We start from the raw sequence: 13,759 nt of genomic DNA on the forward strand, positions 1-13,759 counted from the left end.
TCAGTTGATTAAAAGTAAAAAACTATTTTTTAGGGAAGCCGCATTTTTCACAAGAAGAATGCGGCATTACGTCATCAAAAGTAAATAACTTTATTTATACGGTACAAATAAATAATTACGTAAAAAATGGAATGAGAATATGGAAATAATGATTGGACCAATCGACAGAGGACGATGAATCTCGGTCCAATACAATTTTAAAGGAAGGTAAAAGGTTATTTTGAATCATTTTAGCTCTCTGTTAATTAATCAGCGATAAAATCCAATCCTTTAAATCGACAATTCGCAAATGTTTTGGATAAGAATCACTTCCGGTTACAATCATTGACACCAGTGAATCTTGTTTATGTAATCCTCCGTGACTTGCGCCTCCGACATGAGTTGGAGAACCTTCACCAATGAATTCAAATCCAGGCTTTGCGCTTACAACAATATAATTTCCCTCATGGGAAGTTAATGCACTATATAATCGAGCTAATGCATCAGGATAGTTATTATAAAGGATTTTATTATCTTGTAATACGATGTTTAAAATATCTGTATTTCCTGTTAAAGACCATGATTGCTCATATTTATCTATGTATTCTCCAGTAGGTTTGAAACTGAGCTTCTCACCATATGCAGGGGATATCACATAGACGGATTCTTTTTCTTTCCACGCAATGACATCAATCCTATCGTCTTTTTGTAAAGTTTTTGTTATTTCTGAAAGCGGTAAACTCCCCAGATTCAATGAATAAATATATGCCATTCGTTCATTAACACCAAGGACAATTTGTTCTTTGTCTTTTACGCCTTCTTTTAATTTCATAATTCGATAAGAACTAAGTAATTGCTTTAAATCAATTAATGCTTTTTTTCGATCCGCATCAATCGGAGCTTGACCGCTGTCTCCCATTACAATCCAAATATTATCTTTTAAAGCTTCATCCCAGGATTCGTAAGTATTTAACACTTTTTGAAGCTGTCGGTCTACTTTTTCAACCCCTTTTATATCGAGCGGACCATTTTTATGGACGCTTTTGTCAAGGTCCGGAAAATAAACAATTGTAAAATCAGGAAGGCTATCTGTTTGAATAAGATACTTTAATTCTTGAGCAGAAAACTTATCATTAAAACCATATGCTTGCCAAAAATGGTTGTAACGGTTCCATGGGCTAAGTTTGGATAAAGCGCCATAAGTGAACAAATTCGCCCCATTTGTTTTCTGATAGTTGTCCAGTGATGTAAAAAAAGTTAACAACTTTGGTAATTTTAAACGATGTTCTGTGTTTCCGCGATAAATGAGCGCATTAATAGAAGCAGAGGACTTACCATTTTTCGCTAACTCTTCATGGATAGTTTTTACTTCTTTACTTAGATGATTATTGTTTAAATGATAAATAATGTCTTTAATAGACTTTATAAGTCCCAATTTTAGTAACTCTCTTACGTGGCTGCCGTAATTGATAAGGCGTTTTTCCTTACTATTAAACCAGACTAATCCAGGTATTTTATGGACATTTGCATACGTACCAGTTAGAAGTGTGCTGTCGATATTTACGGACATTGTAGGAAAGGCACTTATAACATTCGGAACATATTTTCCGCGTTCCATAAAAAAACGTAGTGCAGGAGCTTTCTCTTTTTTTATTGCTTCTTGCAAAGGTGAATCCATTAAGGAGTCCACTATCAGCATAATGACACGTTTCTTAATGTGTATTACCATGTTGTATCAATCCTTTTTAGTGTTTGTTTAAATAGAACTTGTTTTTGCAAAGTAACCTATTTTTTGTTTATTAAAATAAAAAGACAACAGATATTTCTCATTTTTTCGCTTTTCATTTATTAATATGGAATTCTTTTTCTCGTTTATGTAAATAACGTTATTAAATAGAATTTTTAGAGGAGCGGTTATTTTGCAAATTAAGGTCATGACCTATAACATTCATCATGGCAGAGGCATTGATAAACAAGTGGATCTGTACAGAATCGCTGAAGTGATTAAAAAAAGCGAGGCAGATATCATTGGTCTTAACGAGGTCGATAAACATTTTTCCAAGCGGAGCTATTATGAAAATCAAATCAGCTGGCTTGCGAAACAATTAAACATGCATCAGGCTTTCAGTCCATCTCTTTCTTTAAAGTCTAGAAATGCAACAACAGTACGGCAATATGGAAACGCTCTTTTGTCTCGATATCCAATTATAACAAAAAAGAGCTATCCATTTCATTTTGGATATGGACTAATGGAAGGTAGGTCATTGCTTGAAGTAATCATTCAAAAGAACAAACAGCTCTTCCAAGTATATGTGACTCATCAAAGTCTGAATCCCTTTCTCCATAAGAAGCAAACAGATTTTATTGTAAATCATCTTCATAAGCATTCTTATCCTGTTATTATCATGGGCGATTGGAATATGAAACCGGGATCAAGAGGGTGGAGAAAAATAACTCGTGAATTTCAAGATGTTTGGCATATCGCAGGGCAGGTGAAAGGATACACCTATCCATCGGTTCGACCAAGAATAAGATTGGACTACATATTTGTCAGCCGCAATCTCCAGGTTATCGAAGTAGAAGTTGCGACAAAAATGTCAAAAGAATCTGATCATTTGCCATTAAAAGCGACACTCTCTTACTATTAAGAACAATTATTGTTCCTATTAGGGACAACTTTTTATTTAGCAACAAGTTTAATTAGATAGGTTAAACAGAAAACAATAATAAGTTTCAGTAAACAGTAATTGTAGTACCAATGATTGATGAAGATCAACAAATCAAGTAATCAGATAATAGAAAGAATAAAAATAACAGAAATTTGAAGCATTTACTAGTACGGAAAAAAAGAAATAGGGCGATTTTAGAATAGGAGACTGACTCAAAAGGTCGGTTAATGACGACAAATTGAAATCAGCCTCTTATTTCTTTGCTAATTCCAGTGAATTTCGTAAATGGATGTAGAGAATATTCGGATTCTCGATAGAAATTTAGTTCTATAAGTAAAGAATGTTTGTATAAAAGAACGAGGCTATCCCAAAGTACTACTTTTGATACAGGCTCTCTGACATATGCAACCATTCTCATTATGAGAATGGTTGCATATGGGCCATATTATTGTACACCATCTTTAAAAAGAACATATATCGATCAAATGAAATAGAACTTTCATTATGATTGATGACTATATGTTGATACTTATGAACTGAATAACCTCGTTGTGGCATCAAAAATTTCGCCAAATGTTTAAAAGCCGGCCTTGTGACTAAATTTGTCAGATAGGCTGATTGGGTTGCCCGTGGCTTTCTCCTTTGATTCAGAGCATGGATCAAAGGAGAAAGCCGTCTTTATTCCCAGCCCATGTCCAAAATACGTACCATCTCCAAGAACGACGGCATTTTCTCCTATCCACCAGGGGGTTTGAGGATGAAAATCCGGATTATTAAAATAGACAACATCTCCAGGTAAAAAATGATTAATATAAATGGTTTTTAATCCGAGATCAGGATCAAAATGCCAACTGTATAAATAGATGTTTGGAAATCCATCAAATCATTGTTCTTGTTTTAAATTAAGGGAAGAGATATTAATAATATAGGTGATATTCAACGTTGTAATTTACAATGAATTGAAAAAATAGTATATTTTTTGTTTTTGAGATACGAATCTAAATTAACTTGATGGTAATGTTAGGAGATAGTTTAATAATGAAGCTTCTTTTTTTAGCATGCATTCTTTGTATGTAGCATATACATTAAATGTAACTCCTTACAAAATAAGCTGGTCATCTCCGCAGCACCGCAAAAAGAATCCTCATTGGGGATTCTTTTTGTTCTACATTTATACCTTAAAAGGGCTTATTTCCGTTTAACAAGACATCCTCTACATATCATACAATATTTTATACAACGCCTACTTGCTTCTTCTTCAGAACTACAGTTTTAACTCCTACAAATAATATGAAGGGGAGAAAAAAGAATGAATGATTATAATAAATCATATAACCACAATAAAGGATACTATGGTCGAGAACCTTGTTACTTAAAAATAAGATACCTTATAATTAATCGAATGTTGTGGCATAAGCTCGAATGATTCTATGCTTTTAATCAATAACAAGCAAAAAATGTTCCATCATATTATTTATAGTTTGAACATATAAATTCATAATGTAAGTAAGTATATCTTATTATCTGTTGATAAACAGGTAATTTAGCGAAATGCTTCAAGTTAAAAATAGAAGCATTTCTTTTTTTATAATTGTTTTTATAGAAGAGGGGTTCAATTCGCATAAAAAACTAAAAAGCACCGACCAGTGTGAATGCTTTTTAGTCAATACCCTAATTTCTCATTACTAAATATATGATGCTTTTAATAAAATAATATAAGACCTGAAGTCTTTTCAAATAAATTGTTATAACTTAAATAAAACTGGAAATACGTGACATACTAAAAGTACCTTGTGAGTTTCTAATCGAATTTCCAAACTCATAAGGCGATAAGAACAAGGTATTCAACACAAAATCCCTTGTCCTAACCCCATATCAAATATGCAAAATAAAGAACCGGTAGCGGTTCTTTATTTTGCATATTTTCATTTTTTATCTATGTAGAAATATTTAAGTATAAAAAAGGTTTAGCTGTAAGGATTAAAACATTTACCGTTACATAACTAATCCCGCAACCAATTAGGAAATCAAAATCTAACCATTGCCCTCGTTAGTCAAGTAACCGTAATTAAAACTAGCTACCTGTTTACTTCTTATTGAGTAATACGAATACTTAAGTAGTTTGAAGTAAATATTATAACTGTTATAAATCAAAAGGAGATCATTATAATGAACAAACAAAGAGCACAAGAGATTGCTGTTTCACCAGTTATGGCTAATGTAACATATAATGGGTTCCAATATATATTCAAAATGTGGATGAAAATAATGAAAATGCTAGAATCTATCCCTTTAATGAATCCAATAATGAACAAGAGATTCCTTTTATCCAACTTAATAGAACATTAATTCCTTAATAAATAGTAGCTTTTAATACAAACACCACTTACAGTGGTGTTTGTATGTTTGATCATTCATATTTTCTATTTTTTTACTATACTGGTCAGTTAGCTTAATAAGGATAAAAAACATTCTTGATTGGTAATTAAAAAACTCTTGAATAAAGCGGCAACAAAAAAACTACCAGAATTATGGTAGCACTTACTAAATATATGACTTATTTTAAATTAATGATAACAATGTACTTCCAATTGCACCAGTAAAAACAATGCCCCATGGTGGTAACTTCCAGTAAACAAGCATACTAAATAATACGGAAGCAAAGGCAAAATCAATTGGTGTTAAAATGTCACTAGTCCAAATTGGATGATAGAAAGCAGAAATCAAAATACCTACTACTGCTGCATTTATACCCATTAAAGCACCCTTAATTTTAGGATTACGTCTTAGTGTATCCCAAAAAGGTAAAGTACCTAAAATAAGAAGGAAAGCTGGTAGAAATATGACCACAGTTGTGAGCAACCCGCCTTTCCAGCCATTAAGGACTGCTTCAATATAGGCTGTGAATGTAAATAATGGATCTGGTATAGCCTGTGTAGCACCATAACCAGCTAAAAATGCTTCTTCATTTAACCATCCAGTAGGACAAATTCACGTTCAAGTAATGGTAAAACAACATGGCCGACACCAAAGACTAGTGAACCTGATCGGTAGAAGCTATCAAACATTGCCACCCAATTTAATATAGTTACTTCCCTTAAAACCGGTAAAAAAATGAGTAGACCGAAAAATAAGGATAAGCAGATTATTCCGAAACTGCGTGATATAGGAAAAAATAATTTAGGCTCATCATTTTCATTGTGATTTTTATAGATTAGGTATCCCATTAATCCTGATAATAGAATAACACTGACTTGTGTAAAAGCCGTTTGCCATAGCAAAGTAATAAAGCAATTGACTTTTGCTGCAAATCTGGTGTTAATTTCTGAGCCATACCTACTATCGCATGAGCCACTACAGCTAAAGCAACTATTTCTAAGTCATGAATCTAGCTGGCATCGTCAATATCTAAGCCTTGCAAGAGTATGTTGAATAATATTAATGCGACGACGGAAGGAAGTGTAAATCCTATAAAAGCTAGGATTCCACCTAGTGTACCTGCACGCATTACCTCAATACCAACCTGACTACTGGAAGGGACAGGCAAGAACTGGCATAATGCCACTAAATCAGCATAGCTTTTTTCGTCCATCTATTTTCTCCTACGAATATATTCTTCATGAAAATAGCCTAAATGTACAATCGAGCTACCAAACGATATAAGTCCGAGCCGTGTAGAAACGAGTAGCATTTCCATTAGAGATTTAAAATCTTTCTTAGGTGTATTTGGATACATCATGTAACTCCTTTCAAACTAGTCTTTGATTTTTTAAAAAGTTCATATGCTTTCTCTCGAGACTAAACAAAAACAGTATTCCCTTTTTTAGTAATGGAATAGTACTTTCGAATTTTTCCTGCTACATTACGATCCGCCTTTATTAAGAGAGCGTCGTTTTCCATTGTGTAAAATGTGAATTTGAATGAAACCTAGAAATAGTTTTGATTAGATTTTATCTTCCAAAGCCTCACGTCCATATAATTTAAAATCAATTCTATATATCGATAATCGTAACTAAATATAACATTTCAGTTTTTTCGTATTTAACGCGTTACAAAAGAAATTACATAAATTTCACAATATAATTTTGTTTAAATAGATTAGATAGGTAATCCATCAAAAATTAGAGTTTAAATGAAGATTAATCAACTCAAACTAGATAATCTCAACACCTACACATTTTACGAATTCACCAAAGAAAAAACGATAATTCCTTTCCGTATAGGAAATCGAATTTTTTTATGAAATTTGCTTACGTGTTGTTGATGCTACTACCCTATTGCCGTCAGGTTAAACGTGTTTAAGAGCATGTTAAATCCAAGTTTGTTCTTTTTGAAAAGACAGGGTTTCAAACGTATATTTAGAATGATTTTCTTCTGCAACTTTAAAGCAAACAGTCTAAAAAAGTCATACTCTTAGTACATCCTCCTTTATGGTAATGTGAGGTTCCCTATAAGTTATTCTTTGAGAAAAATTGTAAGTTTAAACATCATTTAATAGTCAAAACGAACAAACTATTTTCTATTAAATGAATACAATATAATATCAAACGAATAGGGAGGTAGACCACACTATGGCTAAATGTTTTTTTGCTAGATTAACAGGTCGTGAGGAAGTCCCACCTGTAAGAACAATCGCTTTTGGTTTAGCACAATTTATATTTAACAGAGACTTTACAAGACTTCGTTTTAAATTAGTAGTCAATGATATAGAAAAGTTAACTGTCGCTCATATTCATTTAGGAATGCGGGGCGAAAACGGACCGGTTATTGCATTTCTATTCGGACCGGAATCGCGTGGTATCAGTATCTATAGGGGAGTAGTAACAGGAGCAATTATGGAAGAAGATCTTGTCGGTCCTTTACAGGATATGTCTTTATTTGAACTAGCAAGAGAGATGAAAGCAGGTAATACTTACGTAAACATTCATACGGAAAATCATCCAAACGGAGAAATACGTGGTCAAATAAGAAAAGTCAAGCATTCTTGATAATTCAGAAAGGAAATAAGAGATAGAAGCAAATATTAAAAAATACACATAAAGGTCCTGCAGCATGAGGACTTGCAACTACTTAATTTTTCAAAAGAAATAGGTGGACTTTTCATTTTTAAAGTGATAGTAGGTTATGAAACAAGCATTTTTCTTACTAGAACATAGAATAATATATTCTTCGATTGAAAGGAGGTATAAGAAATGAGCTGGAATTGCGATGATTTTAAACATCATTGTGATTGTTTGAAGTGTAGAAAGCGTAAGTGTTTCAAACCAAGACTTAAGAAGGTTTGTTGTAAATGTTTCTTTGTGTGTTGTCGTTGTGAACGAAAACACTGGTAATATTTTTTTGATGAGGTGTCCTATAAAAAAAGAGAACAGAGAAATTTGTTCTCTTTTTTGTGTTTTTTATCGTTTATATAGGAGTCATCCTACATAGCCATCAAGCAAGTGATAAGAAACGCCTCCAAAACAGTGAAATTGACATCTCAGGAGTAAAAATGTACAAAATTCTTGTTTTTGGGAACAGCATGAAGCCTTAGCTTGATAGTGATATGGTGATACCCTCAAAAAGAGCACTGTACATTTTTTATCCTTCTCAAGCAAAGGAGGTATAAGGTTAAACGTTAGTTTTTGGATAATTTTGTTTTTCATGTTTGGCGAATGCTTGTTACAGTAAAATAAAAATAGGGTATGAAGGCAGGGCTATAAATAAAAATAAGGAAGAGGCTCCATGAAATCAACAGGTATAACTCGAAAAGTAGATGAATTAGGACGTGTGGAAATACCAAAAGAATTAAGGGATACATTAGGAAGTAAAGAGAAATCCCTTTAGAAATCTTTGTAGAGGGTGAAAAAATCATTTTACAAAAGTGCGAGCCTGGTGGTGTTTATGTGGTAGCTGGAGAAGTATCCAATTGTAATATGTCAATAGTAAATGGGAAGGTTACACTAACTCCAGAAGGTGCAGAGCTATTAATAAAAGAATTAAAACCGTACCTTGTAAAATAATTTGAATCCAAAAGGGGTTTTTTTAAGTTTAATGCTATAATTTCAGGTGCTGTATTTATTAATAAAATAATTTACAATATAAATTAATCTACATTTATTTGTTGTCTCATTTAATCGCTAAATGAAGGATAAAATGTAAAACTTGAATAATAGTCCTTACAAAACGGGGCTTACAATCTAAATTTTAGATGGATTTCTTGCGAAATATGTGTATGTAACATCATTTCTACTTATTTATGATACCCTTATAAAAGGGAGGGATTTATATGAAGGACTTACAAGAAGAAATGTATGAACAATTAATAGAGAAAAAAGGGGGAATTACTGTATTTTTAAAGAGTGGCGTTCGGATACATGGGCAGATTCTTGCAATGGATAAATTCACTGTTCTTATGCTAGTACATGGTAAGCAGCAACTTGTATACAAACAAGCTATTTCAACGATTGCTAAATAATACATACTGGTATCATGAAAGAATTTCTCAATAATACGCTATGTATATATTATATAATAATTAATTCTTTTTATTGTTTATATATTTATTGTTTCCTGTTAAAAAAAATAGTTCCTGTCTATCATACCAAAAATAGGGAATGTACTTTTAGAATTTATAAAAAATATAATTAGGATTAAATTAAAACCTTCGAAAAACCCTGTTATAAAAACAGAAAAAACGGTAACCTTTCTTTAGAATCAAAAGAAAGGTTACCGTTTTTATAATGTGCTTTTCAATTCAAGATGAGCTGCAATTGTATTACTAAGAGTTACAACGATATATGTTACCTGATACTTTAGAGCAATTAGCTAAAAATATAGGATTTGTTAAACGAAAAAGTAAATATCGAGCACAAGATTTAGTAGATTTGTGTGTTTGGTTAAGCCAAAATGTAGCTCGTTCTTCATTGACACAATTATGTAGTCTATTAGAAGCTAACACCGGTATTTCTATGAGTCCAGAGGGACTCAATCAACGTTTTAACCCTCAGGCTGTTCAGTTTTTACAACAACTCTTAGCACATTTACTTCATCAACAATTTTGTTCTTCTAGCAAGATCCCAACTTTGTATACAAACTATTTTCGACGTATTCGCGTATGGGATGCTACACATTTTCAGATTCCGGAGAAATTTATCGATCAATTGCAACCCGGTGAAACATATGAAATTCCTAAGATTTATATTGGAATGTATCAAAAGCTTCCTGCAAGACTCATTCTGTATAAGTTAACTGCAAATGAAACTTAGACAAAAGGATTTAGCATCTAAAGAACATAAGAAACAAATTACCTATAAAGAAGGCAGTAAGCGGTTAAGTGCAATTAACTTTTACATTACAAATATTCCTTTGGAATATCTACCAACGGAACAAGTATACGATTTTTACTCCTTACGATGGCAAATTGGCGTGTCCAGATAAGGACACATTATCTAGTTGGTGAAAGTCCAATCGGGAGAATAGACTCCACTCCCGTAGCCTGAGAGGCGTCATGAAGTGAAAGCGACATGGCGAAGCCCTCTGACATCACATGCAAAAGGTATGTGGGCAAATCTCCAGGTTGTAACGTACAGTGAACGTAGACGTAGCCTCGTTACACGCAATTCCGGTGGCTGAGACGGTCAATAACGTGCGAAAGCAACAAGAGCTGACCGAAATGAGTCTGGAACGGCAGTTCTCACCGGCGACATGGAGAGAAAGATAATGTGGAAACTGGAGAAGCCCTCGACACCCGATGAAGAAACCTCATCGAGGAGATCGTCTCTATAACCGCGATCGGGAAGTGAGAACGGTAGGTGTCAGGGTGGCGGAACGGATCGTAGTACCAGAGATCTGCGTGCAGCAAAACGCGCGGGGAGGAAAGGGTCCGAACCTGTAAACATTTCGTATGACTAAAGGAGGCAAGGGTGCCATGACAAAAACACCCATCACTTTGCAGGAACTAAGGCAACGAATCTATCGAAAGGCGAAGTCTGAACCTACGCACCGGTTTTGGGGGCTATTTACTCACATTACCAAAATGACAACCCTTCACGAAGCATATCAACAGGCGAGGAAAAACAACGGTGCTCCAGGCATTGATGGAAAAAGTTTTACTGATATAGAACTAGAAGGAGTTATCCCATTCTTAACGGGTATTCAAGAAGAATTGCAAGCTGGAATATACCGACCACAAGCCAATCGAAAAGTAGAAATCCCAAAGGCAAACGGCAAAATGCGAACTCTGCAAATTCCATGTATACGAGATCGTGTAGTACAAGGAGCGCTAAAACTCATATTAGAAGCAATTTTTGAAGCTGATTTCTGTCCAAACTCGTATGGATTTCGGCCGAAACGTTCTCCACATCAGGCATTGGCAGAAGTACGACGCAGTATATTGCGCCGTATGACCATAATAATTGATGTTGATTTGTCACGCTACTTTGATACAATCCGACACAACATATTATTGGAGAAAATCGCGAAACGTGTCCAAGACCCACAGGTTATGCATCTTGTAAAACAGGTAATTAAGGCAACAGGATAAATCGGTGTCCCGCAAGGGGGACCATTTTCTCCACTAGCCGCGAACATTTACCTCAATGAAGTGGATTGGACATTTGATACCATTCGACGTAAAACAGCTGAGGGCAATTACGAAGCTGTAAACTATCACCGTTTTGCCGACGATATAGTTATCGCTGTAAGCGGACACTCCAGTAAAAGTGGATGGGCTGAACTGGCATTACGACGACTGTGGGAACAGTTAAAGCCTTTGGGAGTTGAACTGAATCTGGAGAAGACTCAGATGGTTAATGTCCTAAAAGGAGAATCCTTCGGATTTTTAGGATTTGACCTGAGACGAATACCGAACCGAAATAAGAATGGATGCTTCGTTTTCATGATTCCTAAGAAGAAAGCTCGCACGGCAGTGAAAGTAAAAATTCGTGAACTCATTCAAAACGCAGGAGCGAAGCCAGCACAAGACTTAATAAAACAAATCAATGCCGTACTGACTGGATGGGTGAACTACTTCCGGGGTGGGAACTCTAGTCAAGCTTTCAGTGAAGTACGTGATTATACGGAGATGAAAATTCGCACACTGTTAACGAGAAGGAAACGACGACGAAAGCGTAGCATCGGATGGCAGAGATGGAGTAACGAATATCTCTATGGTGTACTGGGGCTTTATTGGGACTGGAAAGTCCTTCCCCTGAAAAGTGCAGAGAGTTTCCGATGAAAGTGTCTGCCATTTGATAGGTCTCATAACCCTTTTGATGAAGTTTATGGGGTGAGCTGCTTGAGGGAAAACCTCACGAGCAGTTCTTATGGGGAGAGTCTGGAAACGGGTCACTGATGCCGCACCAGTCTTTTACCCGACAGCTGTTATTTAAAATATGGAAATCTTGGTTTCAAATTCATCGTTGTAAATCTATTAAACAAGAGCGATTAGAATGTCATCTTTATGGGCAACTCATTAGTATTCTATTATGTTCTTCTACTATGTTTAAAATGCGAGAACTCCTATTACGTAAGAAACAGAAAGAACTAAGTGAATATAAAGCGATGTATATAATTAAGGATTATTTTTTACTTTTTTACCAAGCATTACACAAAAACACCCAAGAATTATCAAAGGTTCTCCTTCGTCTGTTTAACCTCCTACAGCACAACGGACGAAAATCTCATCGGTACGAGAAAAAGACAGTCTTTGATATTTCTTACGATTAGTCAATCATTATTTTTAGATTTTTAATCAATTAAATATCGCATATATTAAATTTAATGCAAACTAAATACCCCTAATATGTATTCATTTTTTTACTAGGGGGAATAAATATAGTATGATGAATGAGACTATGATTTCAGGCGGTTAACCGATAATCATAGTGTATATTATGTGTAATAAGGTAGAAGAGAAGCTTCAATAACTTATTTACACATGCGATTGACGCAACTTTATGACATTTGTTATAAGGTTGCGTTTTTAATTTATCATAATACTCAACAATGTGGTTCTGTCCGTAACGACGTAGTTTTATCATGTTCTGGATAATGAGAAAAAGAAGCTTACGCAGATGCTTATTTCCACGTTTATTGATCTTATCTTTGAAAAAAGTTTTTCCTGATTGAAAACGGCGTATATCAATACCTGCAAATGCATTAAGTTGTTTGTTATTCTTGAAGCGAGTAATATCACCGATTTCAGCTAACAAACGTATAGCCGTATTGGGACCTATTCCCGGAAAACTAAGAATAATTGGATATTCTGTGCGACTTTCAGCTAATCGTACCATCTTCGTGATACACTGTTCTTTTTGATGAAGGAGCTCCTGATAGCGTTTCGCGTACGATTTGAGTTGTTCACATAAAACGTCATCCTGACGTACGGCTGGATAAGAATACCTAGCAGCCTCAAGTACTTCCATAGCCTTCTTTTCTGCTATACGGGTTGAGATGTTTTTGTTGGTATTCCTACGAATCTGATTCTTCATGACCGTTTTAGAAAGATTTTGAACAAAATCTGGGTGAGGGAATAATTGAACAAAGTTTAGAAATAAATCTGACTTAGTTATGAAAATCTGTTCCAATTCCGGAAATGTCAATTGAATGAATTTATGCATTCGGCTACGAATCAAAGATAATTCGTCATCCAGTTCATTATAAAACCTTGAGAGTGATTTTAATTGATAAAATAAGTTATCTGTGCCTGTCTTTTCCCTCCGGGAAGCCGTAAAATGTGTGAGAGCTAATTGATGCGCGTCACTTCTATCGGTTTTATGAATCCGTAAGGAATCACATTGTAATTTTGCTTCTAAAGGGTTCAACAGAAAGTATTCAAACTTGTTATCTTGCATAAAACGCTCTAGTTGTCTCGAATAGACACCAGTTGCTTCGAACACAATGTGAGGTGATTTCTTATTTTCATTCATAAGTTGATCTATTCGTTTTCGTAGTTCTTCAAAATCAGGCTTAGAATGATTGATTTCACTTTCAAAAATACATTGTTTTTGAGCATTATAAATAACCATATAACTCTTTCCCATACTAACATCAAACGCAATTACATGTTGCATACTTTGCCTCCTTATGTAGAATTGAAGTCCTCATCTTACTCTTATCGATTCCCATTT

General features: G+C 34.5%; 7 protein-coding genes and 6 pseudogenes. 8 read left to right on the top strand and 5 right to left on the bottom strand.

Annotated features, from left to right (window positions below; translation table 11 throughout):
* Positions 1-241 precede the first annotated feature (241 nt).
* Positions 242-1,708, bottom strand: a complete 1,467-nt coding sequence (locus tag MR143_RS24375) for an alkaline phosphatase family protein (protein WP_242281025.1) — start codon at positions 1,706-1,708, stop codon at positions 242-244.
* Positions 1,709-1,898: 190 nt separating this feature from the next.
* Here MR143_RS24375 and MR143_RS24380 point away from each other — a divergent pair, with 190 nt between their 5' ends.
* The gene (locus tag MR143_RS24380) at positions 1,899-2,627 is read left to right on the top strand and encodes an endonuclease/exonuclease/phosphatase family protein (protein ID WP_242281026.1); all 729 of its coding nucleotides are present in this window, start codon (positions 1,899-1,901) and stop codon (positions 2,625-2,627) included.
* A gap of 438 nt (positions 2,628-3,065) precedes the next feature.
* On the opposite strand, the gene MR143_RS33535 is transcribed toward MR143_RS24380, so the two are convergent.
* Both MR143_RS33535 and MR143_RS33275 read right to left on the bottom strand, forming a co-directional pair.
* On the bottom strand, positions 3,066-3,311 hold the full coding sequence (locus MR143_RS33535; protein WP_374267094.1) for a hypothetical protein: 246 nt from the start codon (positions 3,309-3,311) through the stop codon (positions 3,066-3,068).
* The gene (locus tag MR143_RS33275) at positions 3,226-3,513 is read right to left on the bottom strand and encodes a hypothetical protein (RefSeq protein WP_308218774.1); all 288 of its coding nucleotides are present in this window, start codon (positions 3,511-3,513) and stop codon (positions 3,226-3,228) included. The genes MR143_RS33535 and MR143_RS33275 overlap by 86 nt, the downstream gene beginning before the upstream one ends.
* Before the next feature lie 1,304 nt (positions 3,514-4,817).
* Here MR143_RS33275 and MR143_RS24390 point away from each other — a divergent pair.
* A pseudogene (locus tag MR143_RS24390) lies at positions 4,818-5,005 on the top strand (H-type small acid-soluble spore protein).
* A gap of 205 nt (positions 5,006-5,210) precedes the next feature.
* Here the strand turns inward: MR143_RS24390 and chrA are convergent.
* A pseudogene (gene chrA, locus MR143_RS24395) lies at positions 5,211-6,387 on the bottom strand (chromate efflux transporter).
* An 832-nt stretch (positions 6,388-7,219) separates the two neighbouring features.
* Here chrA and MR143_RS24405 point away from each other — a divergent pair.
* The 6 genes and pseudogenes from MR143_RS24405 to MR143_RS24430 all read left to right on the top strand — a co-directional run.
* Entirely contained in the window at positions 7,220-7,636 is a 417-nt protein-coding gene (locus MR143_RS24405; RefSeq protein WP_242281027.1) for a CHRD domain-containing protein, read from the top strand.
* Between the two features lie 736 nt (positions 7,637-8,372).
* Positions 8,373-8,650, top strand: a pseudogene (locus MR143_RS24410) (AbrB/MazE/SpoVT family DNA-binding domain-containing protein).
* Positions 8,651-8,916: 266 nt separating this feature from the next.
* On the top strand, positions 8,917-9,105 hold the full coding sequence (gene hfq, locus MR143_RS24415) for an RNA chaperone Hfq (RefSeq protein ID WP_242281028.1): 189 nt from the start codon (positions 8,917-8,919) through the stop codon (positions 9,103-9,105).
* A gap of 322 nt (positions 9,106-9,427) precedes the next feature.
* Positions 9,428-10,052, top strand: a pseudogene (locus MR143_RS24420) (transposase); the annotation flags it as partial.
* Between the two features lie 505 nt (positions 10,053-10,557).
* Positions 10,558-11,865: pseudogene (gene ltrA / locus MR143_RS24425) on the top strand (group II intron reverse transcriptase/maturase).
* 140 nt (positions 11,866-12,005) lie between these two features.
* Positions 12,006-12,356: pseudogene (locus tag MR143_RS24430) on the top strand (IS4 family transposase); the annotation flags it as partial.
* Positions 12,357-12,490: 134 nt separating this feature from the next.
* Here MR143_RS24430 and MR143_RS24435 read toward each other — a convergent pair.
* Positions 12,491-13,702, bottom strand: a complete 1,212-nt coding sequence (locus MR143_RS24435) for an IS110 family RNA-guided transposase (RefSeq protein WP_242281029.1) — start codon at positions 13,700-13,702, stop codon at positions 12,491-12,493.
* Positions 13,703-13,759: the final 57 nt, after the last annotated feature.

This window comes from Bacillus cereus group sp. BfR-BA-01347 (genome assembly GCF_022663835.1).
GTDB lineage: Bacteria > Bacillota > Bacilli > Bacillales > Bacillaceae_G > Bacillus_A > Bacillus_A thuringiensis_K.

Coding starts and splice junctions, on each gene's coding strand:
- MR143_RS24375 (WP_242281025.1), bottom strand. CDS start 1,708: ATGGTAATACACATTAAGAAACGTGTCATTATGCTGATAGTGGACTCC.
- MR143_RS24405 (WP_242281027.1), top strand. CDS start 7,220: ATGGCTAAATGTTTTTTTGCTAGATTAACAGGTCGTGAGGAAGTCCCA.
- hfq (WP_242281028.1), top strand. CDS start 8,917: ATGAAGGACTTACAAGAAGAAATGTATGAACAATTAATAGAGAAAAAA.
- MR143_RS24435 (WP_242281029.1), bottom strand. CDS start 13,702: ATGCAACATGTAATTGCGTTTGATGTTAGTATGGGAAAGAGTTATATG.